This window comes from Hymenobacter sp. UYAg731, from assembly GCF_054061335.1.
This window is the reverse complement of sequence record NZ_JBSSEC010000006.1, coordinates 40,840-56,462: the sequence shown is the minus strand read 5'-3', so window position 1 is coordinate 56,462 and position 15,623 is coordinate 40,840. Positions and strand designations below refer to the sequence as shown.

At 62.2% G+C, this 15,623-nt stretch carries 12 protein-coding genes; 3 read left to right on the top strand and 9 right to left on the bottom strand.

The genetic code is table 11. From position 1 onward, the window contains the following. Nucleotides 1–121 precede the first annotated feature (121 nt). From ACVWYF_RS18310 to ACVWYF_RS18285, 6 genes are all read right to left on the bottom strand, one after another. Nucleotides 122–1,009 (bottom strand): branched-chain amino acid transaminase, encoded by an 888-nt coding sequence (locus ACVWYF_RS18310; protein ID WP_457070685.1) that lies wholly within the window; start codon nucleotides 1,007–1,009, stop codon nucleotides 122–124. Nucleotides 1,010–1,313: 304 nt separating this feature from the next. Continuing rightward, entirely contained in the window at nucleotides 1,314–2,432 is a 1,119-nt protein-coding gene (gene leuB / locus ACVWYF_RS18305; RefSeq protein WP_457071163.1) for a 3-isopropylmalate dehydrogenase, read from the bottom strand. After that, a complete protein-coding gene (leuD, locus tag ACVWYF_RS18300; RefSeq protein ID WP_457070683.1) occupies nucleotides 2,426–3,034 on the bottom strand; it encodes a 3-isopropylmalate dehydratase small subunit in 609 nt (202 codons plus the stop codon). Before leuD ends, leuB begins: the two co-directional genes overlap by 7 nt. Before the next feature lie 80 nt (nucleotides 3,035–3,114). Continuing rightward, nucleotides 3,115–4,509: a 3-isopropylmalate dehydratase large subunit gene (leuC, locus tag ACVWYF_RS18295; RefSeq protein WP_457070681.1), complete on the bottom strand. Its 1,395-nt coding sequence runs from the start codon at nucleotides 4,507–4,509 to the stop codon at nucleotides 3,115–3,117. A gap of 122 nt (nucleotides 4,510–4,631) precedes the next feature. Continuing rightward, nucleotides 4,632–4,802, bottom strand: coding sequence for a hypothetical protein (locus tag ACVWYF_RS18290; protein WP_457070679.1), 171 nt, complete (start codon nucleotides 4,800–4,802; stop codon nucleotides 4,632–4,634). 10 nt (nucleotides 4,803–4,812) lie between these two features. Next, entirely contained in the window at nucleotides 4,813–5,979 is a 1,167-nt protein-coding gene (locus ACVWYF_RS18285; protein ID WP_457070677.1) for a 2-isopropylmalate synthase, read from the bottom strand. Between the two features lie 166 nt (nucleotides 5,980–6,145). Here ACVWYF_RS18285 and ACVWYF_RS18280 point away from each other — a divergent pair, with 166 nt between their 5' ends. The 3 genes from ACVWYF_RS18280 to ACVWYF_RS18270 all read left to right on the top strand — a co-directional run bounded on the left by ACVWYF_RS18280 (nucleotide 6,146) and on the right by ACVWYF_RS18270 (nucleotide 11,843). Beyond that, a complete protein-coding gene (locus ACVWYF_RS18280; RefSeq protein WP_457070675.1) occupies nucleotides 6,146–7,690 on the top strand; it encodes a hypothetical protein in 1,545 nt (514 codons plus the stop codon). Nucleotides 7,691–7,843: 153 nt separating this feature from the next. Continuing rightward, the gene (locus ACVWYF_RS18275) at nucleotides 7,844–8,380 is read left to right on the top strand and encodes a DUF4833 domain-containing protein (protein ID WP_457070673.1); all 537 of its coding nucleotides are present in this window, start codon (nucleotides 7,844–7,846) and stop codon (nucleotides 8,378–8,380) included. A gap of 142 nt (nucleotides 8,381–8,522) precedes the next feature. Beyond that, nucleotides 8,523–11,843, top strand: coding sequence for a cyclic nucleotide-binding domain-containing protein (locus ACVWYF_RS18270; RefSeq protein ID WP_457070671.1), 3,321 nt, complete (start codon nucleotides 8,523–8,525; stop codon nucleotides 11,841–11,843). A 97-nt stretch (nucleotides 11,844–11,940) separates the two neighbouring features. On the opposite strand, the gene ACVWYF_RS18265 is transcribed toward ACVWYF_RS18270, so the two are convergent. The 3 genes from ACVWYF_RS18265 to ACVWYF_RS18255 form a co-directional block, all read right to left on the bottom strand. Beyond that, a complete protein-coding gene (locus tag ACVWYF_RS18265; RefSeq protein WP_457070669.1) occupies nucleotides 11,941–12,987 on the bottom strand; it encodes an adenylate/guanylate cyclase domain-containing protein in 1,047 nt (348 codons plus the stop codon). A 193-nt stretch (nucleotides 12,988–13,180) separates the two neighbouring features. Then, nucleotides 13,181–13,558 (bottom strand): response regulator, encoded by a 378-nt coding sequence (locus ACVWYF_RS18260; RefSeq protein WP_342295329.1) that lies wholly within the window; start codon nucleotides 13,556–13,558, stop codon nucleotides 13,181–13,183. 50 nt (nucleotides 13,559–13,608) lie between these two features. Then, complete coding sequence (locus tag ACVWYF_RS18255; RefSeq protein ID WP_457070667.1) at nucleotides 13,609–15,603, bottom strand: tetratricopeptide repeat-containing sensor histidine kinase; 1,995 nt, start codon at nucleotides 15,601–15,603, stop codon at nucleotides 13,609–13,611. Nucleotides 15,604–15,623 lie beyond the last annotated feature (20 nt).

Below are 15,623 nucleotides of genomic sequence, written 5' to 3'. Positions count from 1 at the left end.
ATGCCGAGCGTAGCCGAGGCATCTCGCGTGAGCAGTAATCAATGCCGTTGCAACGATTGAATTAGTAATGCACGCGAGATGCTTCGACTAAGCTCAGCATGACGTTCCCGCGATTATTCAGCTAAGCAGTTTGCTCCACCGCCGCGCCCGATACCAGCGCGTGGTAGCGCTCGGCCAGCCGGGCACCCAGCGTTTCGGAGAAAGGCCTGCTGAACTCCAGCTCATCAATGGCCGCGATGCCCACCACTTCGGCGGCGGTGCCGGTGTAGAAGGCCCCGGTAGCGCCTTCCAATTCGTCGGGGGTGAAGAACTTTTCGGTGACCAAAATTCCGGCCTCCCGGGCTAGGTCGATGATGGTGTTGCGGGTGATGCCGCGCAGGATGCTGCCCTGCGGCGCGGTGAATAATTCGCCGTTTTTCTCGAAGAAGAAGTTGGCCCCCGGCCCTTCGGCCACGTAGCCGTTCATATCCAGCAGCAGGGCTTCATCGAAGCCGCGGCCCTTGGCTTCGGAGCTGGCGATGATGGAGTTGACGTAGTGGCCCGACACTTTGGCTTCGATGGGCACGGCCTTCGGATTGGGGCGCTGGTAGGGCGAGATGCTGAGGCGCAAGCTTTGGTCGCCGAGGTACTTGCCCCAGTCCCACACGGCGATGAGCAGGTTGCTGCTCGTGGCGTGCTTCAGGGTCATGTTGGGCGCGCCGGCGTACACCAGGGGGCGGATGTAGGCATCGGCAAGGCCATTTTTCTCCAGCAATTGGTAGGTGATGTCGGTCAGTTCCTCAACCGAATAGTTGAAGGGCAGGCCGATACTGCGGCAGGAGTAGTGCAGCCGCTCATAATGCTCCTCCGCCTTGAAAATGCGGGTACCGGCCGGTGTGGCGTAGGCCCTGATGCCTTCAAAAACGGCGTAGCCGTAGTGCAGCGACTGCGCGTAAGCACCCACCTGCGCGGCTTCGGCTTTCACAAACTCGCCGTCGACAAAGGCCAGGGTGTCGGGGTTGAAATACATGCGGGTTGATTCGTAAAGAAGAAAAAATCAATAAAAAAGCCTTTCTGAGCGCGGGGCTTAGAAAGGCTTTTGCTGGGTTGCAACAAGCTGTTCCTAAGCGCCCGCCGGGCCAGGAGTAATGACGGCAAAGACCAGCAGGCAGCGTTTTTTCATGGGTGGTTTTGTTGCGGGTTGAACGTCATGCCTTATCTGGCGTCCGCTTGTCGAAGCATCTCTACTGCTTCGTTGCAGTCGATTGAATTAGTTGCGCGGCAGAGATGCTTCGACTGCGCTCAGCATGACGGGCTTTTTCATTTGTTAGCCGTCAAATAATCGTGCTGATGCCAATTTCCACATTGTTCTTGTTCCACTGCTTCTCGTTGGAATCGGCAATCCAGAAGGCGATGTAGTTGCCCACTTCCTCGGTGGTGTAAGGGGCGGTTGGGCTCAACTCGGGCGTGAGAATGCTGTTGTTCAGCGCCTCGTCCACGGCCTCGCGCACCAGGGCTGCTTCGGCATCCAGTTCCAGATGCTCCAGCAGCATAGCCACGGACAGAATCGCGGCAATGGGGTTGGCAATTCCCTTGCCCTTGGCCTGCGGGTAGGAGCCGTGAATGGGCTCGAACAGCGCCACCGCCTCGCCGATGGAGGCCGAGGGCAGCAGGCCCATGGAACCGGCAATGACGGAGGCCTCGTCCGAAATGATGTCGCCGAACATATTCTCGGTCAGAATCACGTCGAACTGCGTGGGGTTGAGGATGACCTGCATGGCGGCATTGTCAACGAAGAGGTAATCCACCGTCACTTCGGGGTACTGGTGCGCCATTTCGCGCACTTCCTCGCGCCAGAGGCGGGAGGTTTCCAGCACATTGGCCTTGTCCACCAGCGTGAGGTGCTGGCGGCGGCCGGCGGCGGCCTGAAACGCCAGGTGCGCGATGCGGCGGATTTCGGTGCGGCTGTAGGTGCAGTAGTCGTAAGCACCTTCGCCGTCGGCAGTACGGCCCTTTTCGCCGAAGTAAATGCCGCCCGTCAGCTCCCGGAAGATGACCATGTCGGTGCCCTGAATGCGCTCCTTTTTCAGGGGCGAGTGCGCCAGCAGCACGTCGTAGGCCATCACGGGGCGGATATTGGCGAACAAACCCAGTTCCTTGCGCAGGCGCAGCAGGCCCTGCTCGGGGCGCACTTTGGCGCTGGGGTCATTATCGTATTTCGGGTCGCCGATGGCCCCGAACAGCACGGCATCGGCGGTGCGGCAGGCTTCCAGCGTTTCGTCGGGCAGGGGGTTGCCGGTGGCGTCGATGGCGCAGGCCCCCATCAGGTGCGAGCTGAGGTCGAAGTGGTGGTCAAATCGTTCGGCCACGGCTTCGAGCACCTTCACGGCCTGCCGGCATACTTCGGGCCCGATGCCATCGCCGGGCAACACGGCTATTTTCTTGCTTACCATTTTGTTTCCCAAGTCCAGGTTCGGTTTTGTTCGTAGGCTTCAATGGCGGGCTTCTGGCTCACCAGGTAGTCGATATCGTCGTAGCCGTTTATCAGGCACTCCTTTTTGTAGGCGTCGATGTCGAAGTGAAAGCTGTCGCCGGTGGCGGGCACGTGCAGCGTCTGCTCGGGCAGGTTCACCACGAATTGGGTGTCACCATCCTTCTCCGCAAGGACGAACAGGCGCACCAGTTCGGCATCCGTCACTTGCAGCGGCAGCAGGCCAGTGTTCAGCGCGTTGCCGCGGAAGATGTCGGCGAAATAGCTCGAAATCACCACCCGAAAACCGGCGTCGTACAGCGCCCAGGCGGCGTGCTCGCGGCTGGAGCCGCAGCCGAAATTCTTGCCCGCCAGCAGAATCTGGCCGGCGTAGCACGGGTCGTTGAGAACGAAGTTGGGCTTTGGCGTTCCATCAGTGTTCCAGCGCCAGTCGCGGAACAGGTTTTCGCCGAAGCCTTCGCGCGTGGTCGCCTTCAGGAAACGGGCCGGGATAATCTGGTCCGTGTCGATGTTCTCGAGCGGCAGCGGGACGGCGGCGGAATGCAGGGTTTGGAATTTTTCCATGTGAGTGGTGTCGTCTGGACTCTGCGAGTCCGGGCCTGACTGTTCGTGCGATGCCCAGACTCGCAGAGTCCAGGCTACAATCAATTCAAATACTGCGTGATGTCCACAATCCTACCCTGCACCGCCGTGATGGCCGCCACCAGCGGACTCGCCAGCAGCGTGCGCGACCCCGGCCCCTGCCGGCCCTCGAAGTTGCGGTTGGAGGTGGCCACGCAGTAGGCCCCGGCGGGAATTTTGTCCTCGTTCATGGCCAGGCAGGCGCTGCAACCGGGCTCGCGCAGTTCGAAGCCGGCGGCGGCCAGAATCTTATCCAGGCCTTCGGCAATGGCCTGCTGCTCCACCTGCTTCGAGCCGGGCACGATGAGGGCCTCAACGTGGCTGGCTTTCTGCTTGCCCTGCACGTAGGCCGCCACCGCCCGCAAATCCTCGATGCGCGAGTTGGTGCAGCTGCCGATGAATACGTAGTTAATTTCCTTGCCCAGCAACGACTCGCCGCGCTGAAAGCCCATGTATTTCAGCGACTTATCGAAGCTCTCGGCTTCGCTGGCCGGCACTTCGCTGGGGATGTGGCCGTTCAGCGCGATGCCCATGCCGGGATTGGTGCCGTAGGTAATCATGGGCGTAATTTCCTGAGCATCGAACTGATGCTCAGCCTCAAAAACCGTGTCTTCGTCCGAATATAGGGTTTTCCAGTAAGCCACGGCCTGGTCCCAGGCGGCTTCTTTGGGCGCGTACGGACGGCCCTGCACGTAGGCGAACGTGGTTTCATCCGGCGCGATGAGGCCGCCGCGTGCGCCCATTTCAATGCTCATGTTGCAGACCGTCATGCGGCCTTCCATGCTGAGGGCGCGCACGGCGCTGCCGGCGTATTCCACGAAGTAGCCAGTGGCTCCGCCCGTGCCGAGTTGCGCAATCACGTAGAGAATCAAGTCCTTGGCCGTAACGCCGGGCCGCAGCTCGCCATCTACCGAAATCCGCATGCGCCTGGGGCGGCTTAGGAGCAGGCACTGGGTGGCCATCACCTGCGCCACCTGGCTGGTGCCGATGCCGAAGGCCACCGCGCCAAACGCGCCGTGCGTGGAGGTGTGGCTGTCGCCGCACACGATGGTGGTGCCGGGCAGCGTGAGCCCTAGCTCCGGCCCGATGACGTGGACGATGCCCTGGCGGGCGTGGCCCAGGCCGTAGAGCTCCACGCCGTATTTGGCGCAATTCGCGGTCAGCTTGTCCACCTGCGAGCGGCTCAGCGGCTCCTCGATGGGCAGGTGCTGGTTGCGGGTGGGCACGTTATGGTCGGCCGTGGCGAGGATGCGCGCCGGGCGGAACAGCGGCAAGCCGCGGGCTTCGAGCTCGTCGAACGCCTGCGGGCTGGTCACCTCGTGGATGAGGTGCCGGTCGATATACACGATATCCAGGCCGCCGGGAGCGGGTTGAACCACGTGCGCTTCCCAGATTTTATCGAATAAGGACTTGGCCATTTTGCGGGGGTAGAGACGCATATTTGCGTCTCGTCGTATGGTGGGTTTGGAGGGGGAAACAAGGGTAATTCTGTTCAGACGTACTCAACGACGAGACGCAAAATATTGCGTTTATACATCGTTCAGCCTTCAGTGGGATTGAATTCGGCGGCCGTGGGTGCAGCCTGCTGAATCACGGCCACGGCATAGCTAATCCAATCGGCGTAGCGCTGGGGGAGCGACGCCGGTGGTTCAGGTTGGTGGTTTTCGGGGGAAGTAACGAGGCGGGTATAAGGCGTTTCGGGGGTAGTCATATCAATCATATCAATTAGCGGTAACGAGTTTTTCCTGTTCGACTAATTCGTGTAAGTCCTGGTCGACCACTTCGCGCTGGCGGTCGGCCAGCTCCATGAAGCGGGCGTAGGCCTTGTTCAGCTCGGGCTTTTCGAAATCGTAGCCGATTTTCTGGAGACGGTAGGCCAGCGCGGCGCGGCCGGAGCGGGCCGTAAGCACGATGGACGAATCGGCCACGCCGACTTCTTTGGGGTCGATGATTTCGTAGGTTTCGCGGTGCTTGATGATGCCGTCCTGGTGAATGCCGCTGGAGTGCGAGAAGGCGTTGGCCCCCACGATGGCCTTGTTGGGCTGCACGGGCATAGTCATGAGGTGCGACACGAGGGCCGAAGTTTCGGCCAGCAGGCGGGTGTTGATGTTGGTGTGCAAGTTCAGGTAAGGATGCTGGCGCAGAATCATCACCACTTCCTCCAGGGCGGTGTTGCCGGCGCGCTCGCCCACGCCATTCATCGTGCATTCAATCTGGCGCGCCCCGTTCATCACGCCCGCGATGGAGTTGGCGGTGGCCAGGCCGAGGTCGTTGTGGCAGTGCGTGGACAGGCGCACGGCGTGGATGCCGCGCACGTTTTCGTGCAGGAATTTGATTTTCGCGCCGTATTCCTGGGGCAGGCAGTAGCCGGTGGTGTCGGGAATGTTGAGGACGGTGGCCCCGGCCCGGATAGCGGCCTCGCACACCTGGGCCAGGAACACGTTGTCGGTACGGCCGGCGTCTTCGGCGTAGAATTCCACGTCCTCCACGAAACTTTTGGCGAGCTTCACGGCGGCGATGGCGCGGGCCAGCACGTCGGCGCGGGTAGTGCAGAGCTTGTGCTGGATATGGACATCGGAAGTGCCGATGCCGGTGTGGATGCGCGGGTAGCGGGCCGGGCGCAGGGCCTCGGCGGCCACGCGAATGTCATTTTCGACGGCGCGGGAGAGGCCGCAGACGGTGGCCTCGCGGGTTTGGGCAGCAATGGCCTGCACGGCGGCAAAATCGCCGGGGCTGGACACCGGGAAGCCGGCTTCGATGACGTCGACCCCGAGCTGTTCGAGCTGGCGGGCAATGAGAAGCTTCTCGTCGCAGTTTAGCTTGCAGCCCGGCACCTGTTCGCCGTCGCGGAGCGTGGTATCGAAGATTTGAATTTGCTGGGTTGCCATGCGATAAATCGCCCGAAACGAAGGGCTGCGGTGGTGAATAGGTTGGCAAGAATCACCCCGCGTCCGCGCCGCAAAACCACGCTTTTGGAAATTCTACTATTTCCAAAAGCCGGTTCTCATCAAATAAACATTTATTTATCAGCTACTTGCTTCATAAATTCCTACAATGCCTACCAAAAGCGCGGAGCCTGTATTTCAACTAATAAAGTCACTGACGCGGACCGAAAAGCGCCATTTCCGGCTGTTTACTAACCGGCCGGGCGCGAGTGAGGACCTCAAGTTCCTGCTCCTTTTCGACGCGCTCGACGCGCTGGAAACGGCCGACGACGCGGCCGTGCTCGCCCAGGTGCCCAGCCTGAAACGCGCCCAGCTGGCCAACCTCAAGGCCAACCTATACCGGCAATTGCTGGCCAGCCTGCGCGTGTACCACGCCGGCCAGAACCCGGATATTCAGCTGCACGAGCAGCTTGACTACGCCCGCGTGCTCTACAACAAGGGCTTTTACCAGCAGGCGCTCCGCATGCTGGAAAAGGTGAAGCAGGGCGCGCGCCAGGCCGAAATGCCGCACATCGTGCTGCTGGCCCTCGATTTCGAGAAGCTCATCGAAAGCCAGTACATCACCCGCAGCCTGGAGGACCGCGCCGAAACCCTCACCGCCGAGGCCACCGACACCGTGGCCCACCTGGCCAACCAACACGCGCTCAGCAACGCTTCGCTGCGCCTCTACGGGCTGTATCTGAAGGCCGGACACGCCCGCAACCGCACCGACCACGAGCACATCACGGCGTTTTTTCGGGAGAATCTGCCGCCGCAGGTGCCTCGCGACAGCGGCTTTTTTGAGAAGCTTTACTTCTACCAGGCCCATGTGTGGTACCACACGCTCGACCAGGATTTCCGGGCCGGCTACCGCTACGCCCAGAAGTGGGTAGACCTGTTTGAGGCCGCACCGGCCATGAAGGAGCTGCAAACCATGCTCTACATTAAGGGCCTGCACAATTTACTGGCCTCGCTCTATAATCTGCTGTACTACAGCAAATTCAAGCAGGTGCTGCAAACGCTGGAAGAATTTGCCGCCAACCAGACGCGGCGCAGCAGCCCCAACACCGAAATCCTGCTGTTTCAGTACCTTTTCACCAACCGCATCAACGCCTATTTTCTGGAAGGCCGCTTCACTGAAGGCTTGGAAATCATTCCGGACCTGCTGGAGCAGCTGGAGCGTTACAAGCCGCAGCTCGACCTGCACCGCACGCTGGTGCTGTACTATAAAATCGCCAGCCTGTACTTCGGCAGCGGCGAGTTTGTGAAGGCCATCGAATACCTGAATCTGGTGATTCAGCACAAGGAACTGAGCCTGCGCGAGGACCTGCAATGCTTCGCCCGCATCCTCAACTTGATTGCCCACTACGAGGCCGGCGACGATGCCAGCCTCGATTACCAGATTAAGTCGGTGTACCATTTCCTGGGCAAGATGGACGACCAGCAGCCCATGCAGGTCGAGATTTTCCGGTTTCTGCGCACGGTGGGCAGCATCGCGCCGCATCAGGTGCGCGAGGCCTTCATCCGGCTGCGCGACAAGCTCATTGTCATCGCCGCGATGCCGTACGAAGGTCGGCCGTTTCTGTACCTTGATATCGTGTCGTGGCTGGAAAGCAAGATTGAGAACGTGCCCGTGCAAGTGGTGATGCAGCGGAAGTTCCGGCAGATGAAGTAATGTAGCGTGGACGCTGCGAGTCCGCGAGCGAGCGCAACGAGCAGCCGCGACCGCATATGCGCCAAATGCTCGCTGCGCTCACTCGCGGACTCGCAGCGTCCACAGTACCTGCGGCCGTACCTTTGCGTCCTCATCGCATTCCCGCCAAAACCGATGTCGGCAACGACCTTCCTGCTGCTTTTCAACCTCCTTTTCGCCCTGCCGCCGTCCCCGAAACCAGCCATCACCTTTCCGGTGCCGAGCGGCGTGGGCAACCAGCTTTTCTACCTCCAGCGCGACCCGAATACTAACACCGTCATCTACCAGCTGAACGTGGACCGCGCCGGCCGGCTGAACGAGGACGAGCCCGTGAACGTGTTCTGGATTCGGTACGACGAGCACGGCGAGCGCAAGGATTTGAACTTCATCCAGCGCAAGTTCGCCTACGGCCTCACCGCCGAAAAGCTGGCGACCGATAAGTACGAGCTGAAATTCGCGGCCTACGGCAAGGTCCGGTTCTACCTGCTGCGCTCGCCGACGGACAAGGCATTGCACGTTTACACCACCATCAACGGCAAGCAATTGCAGCTGGAGCGCGTGTTTCTGCGCATCGAGGGCGGCACGTTCTGGGTGCCGAATGTGAAGTACATCGAGTTCAAAGGGCTGAACACGGCCACCCGCGAGCCGGCCACGGAGCGGATAATGCTGTAGCGCGGACTCTGTAGTCCGCGAGTGGAGGAATAAAAGCCAAACCGGTAAGGCTCCAAAACGCGCGGACTACAGAGTCCGTGCTACATACCATGCCGTGTATCTTTGGCTACGGCCGGACCGCCTGGCCCAGCCCCTTTCCTGCATGATTTCGGCCGCTTCTCTGCAAAACCTCTTCGGCATCAAAGCCAGCGAAACCCGCACTGTGGGGCTGTTTTTGCTGCATAATTTCCTGCTCGGCATCGGCTCGGTGCTGGTGTACGTGGCCGCCAACGTGCTGCTGCTGGAGCACAACCCCGAGCACAGCCTGCCGCTGGGCTACCTCGTGGGGGCACTGGCCATGATGGCCGTGAGCAAGGTGTACACCCATTTCGAGCACCATTACCTGCTCAAAAAGCTGGCCGTGCGCGTGCTTCTGGCCGTAGTGGCGCTGGTGGGCGTGCTGGGCGTGCTGGTGGCGGTGGGCCATTCGGTGGCGGCGGCGGTGGCCATTCTGGCGGGCTACCGGGTCATTTATCTGCTCACGAACCTCGAATTCTGGGGTATCTCGGCGGTGGTGTTTGATGTGCGGCAGAGCAAGCGCCTGTTCAGCATCATCAGTTCGGGCGACATGCCGGCCAAGGCGCTGGGAGCCGTGCTGGCCGCCCTCATCCACGGCGACGGGCAGTTGCCGGTGCTGCTGGTTGTGTCGTTTGTGGCCTACCTGGGGGCGCTGTTCACGCTGCGCGCCACGCTCAGCTCGCACGTGGTAGAGGCCATGGCGCGGCCGGTGCGAGCGGTGGCGCGGCCCCAGAAAAAGCTGGTGCAGCAGCTGTTCGGCGGCAGCCAGCTGGTACTGGCCATGTGCCTGAGCCTGGTGGCCATCGCGGCCGTGGTTACGGGCGTGGAGTATATGTTTTTTCTGAACGTGAAGCACAAGTTTCATGAGGCGGAGGATGTAATGCAGTCGGTGGGCTGGCTACTAGCGGCCACGTACTTAGCGGCCACGTTTTTCAAGCTACTGGTGAGCCGGCAGGCGCTGGAGCGCTACGGCGTGCAGTGGTCGCTGCGGCTGCTGCCGGTGGTGGCGCTGGTGGCGCTGGCCGTGTTTGGTGGCTACAAAGTGGCCAGTGGCTACTCGGCCACCGGGCAGCTGGCCTTCTACTGCGGGCTGTACCTGCTGCTCGAAGTGCTGCGCCGCACCGTGTTCGACCCCGTGTTTCTGGTGCTGTTTCAGCCGCTGGCCCCACCGCAGCGGCTGGCGGCCCACACGCTGGCCAAGGGTTTTTATGAGCCGCTGGGCATGGCCCTGACGGGCGGACTGTTCTTCGCGCTGCGCTCGTCGGGCCGGCTCGATGGCGGCCTGCCGCTGGTCTGGATGGGGGCGCTGCTGCTAGTGTCGCTGCTGTTTTTGCGCCGCACGTATCTCAGTTATCTGGCCGAATTGAAGGAGGGCCTGGGCCGCCGCTTCGCCGAAACCGCCGACCTGGCCCTGCCCGACGCCGCCCGCCACGTCGTGCTGGCCCACCTGCTCAGCCCCCACCCCACCGAAGTGCTGAACGCCGTGGCCTGGCTGCGGCAGCACGAGCCTAAGTTGCTGCCCGAGCACGCCCCGCGCCTGCTCGAACACCCCGACGAGCGCATTCGCCTGGCCCTGCTGGCTGCGCCCGAAGCCCGGCCGCTGCCTGCCGAAGCCCTCCAGGCGCTGGCCCTGCGCGACCCCGCCCCCGCCGTGCGCGAAGCCGCCGCCCGCCAGCTGGCCGCCGCCATTCCCGCCGCGCCCGCCGTGGCCGCGCTGCTGGCCGGCCCCGACCTGGCCGCCCGCCAAGGTGCCATCCGGGGTAGCCTGGAAGCTGATTCGCAACACGAAACTGCGCAGCACAGCCTCTACCAACTGCTGCCCAATGCGGAAAGCAACCCCGGCCCTACCGCCGAGCTGGCGGCGCTGGCGCTGCTCCCCCTTTTCCCGCTGGATGTTCAAAAGGAATTAATTGAGCGCCAGCTGGCCAGCACCGAGCCGGCAGTTGCGCAAGCCGCCCTGCACGCCATTGGCACCGTGGGGCACCTGGAGCTGGCCCATCACCTGCTGGCCGCGCTCAACGACAAGCGCCGCTGGCAAACGGCCGCCGATAGCCTTGTGGCGCTGGGTCCGGGCGTGGTGCCGCTGGTGCGCGAAGCCCTGCTGCGCGACGCGGAGCCCGCCCATCCGCACCGTCTGTCCACGGTGCTTGAGCGCCTGGATACGCCGGCCAGCCGCGCCGCGCTGGTGGAGCTGGCCCGGCACCCGCACCTGTTCTCGCGTGGAGTAGCGCTACGGGCGCTGCGCCGCTTCCCGGCCCGCACAGCCAACCGGCCGGTGTTTGAGCAATTGCTGCGCGAAGAATTTGCCCTGGCGGCGCAGCTGCTGCAAGGGCTGCTGGCAACGGGCGGCACGGATTTCAAGGCCACCATCGACTACGAATTGATGCTGCTGCACCAACGCGTGTTCGGCCTGCTGGCCCAGCTTTATGACGCCGAACTGGTGGCCACGGCCCAGCGCAACGTGGCCCACGCCGCCCGCGAACGCCAGGCCAACGCCCTCGAAATCCTCGACAATCTGATTCCCCGGCCCATTTACCAGGGCTTGCAGGCGCTGCTCGACGACTCGCCGGTGGCGGAAAAGGCCCGGCTGTTTGCCAGCCTCACGGCGCACAGTGCGCCCGGCCGCCCGCACCCGATGGCGGCCATGGGCGCGGCCTCGGCGGCGGGCAGCGCGGTGGCCCCACCTCCGCATCTGGTAGCCGAGCAACCACTCGCCGAAGCACTGCCCACGTTGCTGCTGCGGCGCGGCCACGTCGCCTTCACATCGTGGACGCTGAGCGTGGCCCTGCGCCACTGGCAACCCACCGAACCTGACGCGCTGGAATTGCTGCGCCCCTACCTCACTTCGCCTTATCTGCTGCTGCGCGACAGTGCCCAGCTGGCCGCCGCCGCGCTGGCTGCCCACCTGGGCCAGCCCTTATCCGCCCTCACCCTGCCCGCCATGAGCCATTCACACGCCGCCGCCGAGTCTAAAATCTCCGCCCTGGAGCGGGTGGTGGTGCTCAAAAGCACCGCCCTGTTTGCCACCACGCCCGAAAACGTGCTCAGCAGCATCGTGCCCATTATGAAGGAAGTGACGTTCCGGGAGGGTGAGGAAATCTTTGCCAAGGGCGACATTGGCACCTCGCTTTTCATCGTGCATGATGGCCAGGTGGGCATTTTCAACGGTCCGCAGCAGCTGGCCACGTTCGGGACGGGCGACTTTTTTGGCGAGCTGGCCCTGCTCGATGCCGAGCCGCGCTCGGCCACGGCGGCGGCCCTGAACGAGGTGCTGGCCTTTCGCATCGACCAAGAAGATTTCTACGACGTGATGGAGGAGCGCGGCGAAGTGCTGCGCAACATCCTTCGGATGCTGTGCCAACGCATCAGGGCGCAGAATGAGAAGATGCGGGAGCTGGCGGGATAGACGAGCAGTAGCGCGAACTTTGTAATTCGCGTCCCCGCGCATTTAGCGAGTCGTTGAAACGGCGCGGGGACGCGGACTACAAAGTTCGCGCTACTGCTTACTCCACCACTTCGTAAATCTTCACGGGCAGCGCCTTGTTTTTGAGCGCAACCTCATCAATATACTGGCAGTGGAAGGACTCTTTCACCTTCAGATACACGGCTTCGCTGATGATAATCTGGCCGGCTTTGGCGGCGGATTGCAGGCGTTGTGACATGTTCACCACGTCGCCAATCACGGTGTAGTCCAAGCGTTTGAGGGAGGCCGAGCCGATGTTGCCGGACACGACTTCGCCGGTGTTTATGCCAATGCTCACTTTGGGGCGGTAGTCGAAACCGGGGGGCAGCGGGGCTTGGCTCTGTTGCAGCGCGGTGCGGGCCGAAAGGGCGGCGTCGATGGCGCGGTCGAGGTGGTGCTCGCCCCGGAACACGGCCATCACGGCATCGCCCATGAACTTGTCGACGTGGCCGCCCTGGGCTATGAACTCCTTCACCACCAGGTCGAAATACGTGTTGAGCAGGCTCACCACGTCGGTGGGCGGCAGCTTCTCGGCCAAGGCGGTGAAGCCGCAGATGTCGAGGAAAATTACGGTGGCTTCCACGGTTTCGGAGGCCAGGAGGCGGTTTTCGAAGTCGGGCCGTGTCATGAAATTGAGCACGGTTTCGTCGACGTACATCTTCAGGATATTGTTTTCCTGGATGGCGCGGAGCGTGTCGCGGAGCTGGCGCACCTGGTCGGCGGTTTTTTCGATGGTCAGTTCCAGGTCGGCAAAGTCAACGGGCTTCACCACGAAATCGAACGCGCCCCGGTTCATGGCCGTGCGCAGGTTGCCCATGTCGCCGTAGGCCGATACGATGACCGTTTTCATGGCCGGGTGCTCGGTGTGGGTGCGCGTGAGCAGGGTGAGGCCGTCCATCACCGGCATGTTGATGTCGGAGAGGATGACGTCGGTATCCGGGTGTTCGAGGATGCGGTCGAGGGCTTCCTGGCCGTTGGTGGCGAAGAGAAACTCGTACGTACTTTCCCGAATTTTGCGCCGAAACTTCTGCTTGATAAGCAGTTCGAGGTCGGCTTCGTCATCGACCACCAGAATCTTGGTTTTCATAGGGGTAGGCAGAAGGCGAATAACTGGACGAAAATACGGTAGAAATGGGCGGAAGCGTCATGCAACCCTTGCAGAACCTCATGCTGAGCTTGCCAAAGCATCTCTACCTCAACACTAATTCAATCAAAGCAACGAAGCGGTAGAGATGCTTCGACAAGCTCAGCATGACGTTCTGAACTTCCCTACCAACCAATTACGGCAGCAGGTGCTGGAGCTTTTCCTTTAGTACTGCAAAATCCACGGGCTTGGTCAGAAAATCATTGGCCCCCAGGCTCATGGCCTGCTGGTAGCTGGCGTTATCGCCGTAGGCCGTAATCATCATCATGGTGGTGGGCGGCATTTCGAACTCCTCCTTGACGTGGCCGAGCAGGTCGAGGCCGCTCATGCCGGGCATGTTGATGTCGGAGAGAATGATGAGCACCTCGGAGTGGTGGGCGCGCAGGTAGGTCAGGGCTTCCTCGCCCGAAAAGGCGAAGCTGAAGCTCATCTCGCCGTTGCGGATTTCGCGGCGGAAACGCTGCAAAAACAGGTCGCGCACATCGGTTTCGTCGTCAACAACCAGAATCTGCATGGGGTGGATGCTTGGAAAGTAGTGGGGCCAAAGGTAGGGCGTGGCCCGGCTTAGGCCGGCAGGCGGATAATGAATTCGGTGCCCTGGCCCTCCTGGCTTTCCACGGCCAGCGTGCCGCCGTGGCCCTTGGTCACAATCTCGTGGCTCATGGACAGGCCCAGTCCGGTGCCCTCGCCCACCGGCTTGGTGGTGAAGAAGGGCTGAAATACCTTAGCCTTCACCTTCTCGGACATGCCCGTGCCGTTGTCCCGGATGCTGATTTCGACCTGCCCCGCCGCCACCCGGCTGCTCACCGTGAGGGCCGGCTGGTAGCCGGGGGCACCGTGCTGGCGCTGGCGCTGCTGCACGGCATGGAAGGCATTGGTAAACAGGTTAATCAGGACCCGGCCCAGGTCCTGCGGCACCACCGATACGGGCGGCAGCGCGGGGGCCAGCCGGGTGATGAGTTCGGCGGTGAAGTCCTTGTCTTTGGTGCGCAGGCCCTGGTAGGCCAGGCGCAGGCTTTCTTCGATGAGGGCGTTGAGGTCGGTGGGCTCGCGCTGGCTGGTGCCGGTGCGCGAGTGCTCCAGCATGCCCTTGATGATGGACGTGGCCCGCTGCCCGTGCTGGCTGATTTGCTTCAGGTTTTGCTTCAGGCCATCCAGGATTTCGCGTTCCAGGGTGGTGTCGCGGGCGGGGTTGTGCGGGTCGCCGTTTATGCCGTCTACCAGTTCGGTGCTCACTTCGGCAAAGTTCTTCACAAAGTTGAGCGGGTTTTGCAACTCATGGGCAATGCCCGCCGTGAGCTCGCCGAGGAAAGCCATTTTCTCGCGTTGCACCAGCTGGTCCTGGGCCGTTTTGAGCTCGGCCAGCGACTGCTCCAGCGCCCGGCGCGCGCGCTCCTCCTGGCGGCCGTGCCGGGCCAGAATGATGGCCAGCACCAGCAGGCCCACCAGCAGGCCCACCAGCCCGGCGGTGCGGTAGCGGGCGCGCAGCGCGGCCTGGCTGGCGGCGGCAGCCTGCATGCGCTGCTGCTCGCGGTAGTTGAGGCTTTGCAGGCGCATCACCTTTTCCTGCCCAAACAGCGTGTCCTTCATCACCAGCATGAGGCTCTGGTACTTGAGGGCGCTGTCGGGGCGGCCGCGCTGCTTAAAGTCCTGGGTGAGCAGCGTGCTGGCGTTGAGCACGCCGCGCAGAAAGCCGTTGGTCTGGGCCGCCTGGCAGCCCAGCCGGGCATAGTAGATGCTGGAATCGGGCTGGCCGGTTTGCTGGTAAAGCTGGGCCAGGCCCACGTAGGCGAAATTGAGGCTGCGCAGGTGATGCACCTTCTTCGATTCGGCAATGCTCTGGTAGTAGAACGTGCGCGCCTGCGCCACCTGGCCACTTTTGCGGGCCACGTTGCCCAGGCCGTATAGAATGTAGTTGGTGGGCGTGTGCAGGCGGCGGGCCAGGGCATAGGCACGCTCCTGAAAAATCCGGGACGAATCAATCTGACCAAACAAGTCATACGCCAGCCCGATATTGCTCAGCTCAATCACCGTGCGGTTATCGTCGTGCAGCTGCTCGCCAATTTTCAGGGCCCGGAAATAGTAGGCCAGCCCCTGGCGCTTGTCGCGCAGATATACGTAGATGATGCCGATACTGCGCAGGTTCTGGGCTATCAGGCCCTGGTCGTGGGTGGTTTCGGCAATGTGCAGCGACTGCTGAAATACTTCCAGCGAACGCGCCAGGTTGCTCTCGCGCAGGGCGGCCCCCAAGCGGTTGAGGGCTGCGCCCTCGCCCTGCCGGTAGTGAATGCGGCGAGCCAGGGCCAGGGCTTTGTTGGCGTACACGGCAGCCGAGTCGGTGTGCTGGGTCCAGAGCTGGTCGCTGATTTGGCAAAGCAGCGTCACGCGGTCATAATCGGTTTGAGGCAGCGTGAGGAGATGGCGCAGGCTATCCACGGCCGCCCCCGGCGACGGTGCCCCGGCTACCGCCGGCCCCGGGCCAGCCAGCAGCACGGCCAGCCACATGCCCAGCCAGCCAAGCCTACGGAAAGCGGCAATCCGGGGAATAAAACAAATCAACGAGCTGGTTCTAAAAAAGC

What these genes read in the sequence shown, in the direction of transcription:
- ACVWYF_RS18310 (WP_457070685.1), bottom strand. Translation starts at nt 1,009, where the DNA reads ATGTATTTCAACCCCGACACCCTGGCCTTTGTCGACGGCGAGTTTGTG.
- leuB (WP_457071163.1), bottom strand. Translation starts at nt 2,432, where the DNA reads ATGGTAAGCAAGAAAATAGCCGTGTTGCCCGGCGATGGCATCGGGCCC.
- leuD (WP_457070683.1), bottom strand. Translation starts at nt 3,034, where the DNA reads ATGGAAAAATTCCAAACCCTGCATTCCGCCGCCGTCCCGCTGCCGCTC.
- leuC (WP_457070681.1), bottom strand. Translation starts at nt 4,509, where the DNA reads ATGGCCAAGTCCTTATTCGATAAAATCTGGGAAGCGCACGTGGTTCAA.
- ACVWYF_RS18290 (WP_457070679.1), bottom strand. Translation starts at nt 4,802, where the DNA reads ATGACTACCCCCGAAACGCCTTATACCCGCCTCGTTACTTCCCCCGAA.
- ACVWYF_RS18285 (WP_457070677.1), bottom strand. Translation starts at nt 5,979, where the DNA reads ATGGCAACCCAGCAAATTCAAATCTTCGATACCACGCTCCGCGACGGC.
- ACVWYF_RS18280 (WP_457070675.1), top strand. Translation starts at nt 6,146, where the DNA reads ATGCCTACCAAAAGCGCGGAGCCTGTATTTCAACTAATAAAGTCACTG.
- ACVWYF_RS18275 (WP_457070673.1), top strand. Translation starts at nt 7,844, where the DNA reads ATGTCGGCAACGACCTTCCTGCTGCTTTTCAACCTCCTTTTCGCCCTG.
- ACVWYF_RS18270 (WP_457070671.1), top strand. Translation starts at nt 8,523, where the DNA reads ATGATTTCGGCCGCTTCTCTGCAAAACCTCTTCGGCATCAAAGCCAGC.
- ACVWYF_RS18265 (WP_457070669.1), bottom strand. Translation starts at nt 12,987, where the DNA reads ATGAAAACCAAGATTCTGGTGGTCGATGACGAAGCCGACCTCGAACTG.
- ACVWYF_RS18260 (WP_342295329.1), bottom strand. Translation starts at nt 13,558, where the DNA reads ATGCAGATTCTGGTTGTTGACGACGAAACCGATGTGCGCGACCTGTTT.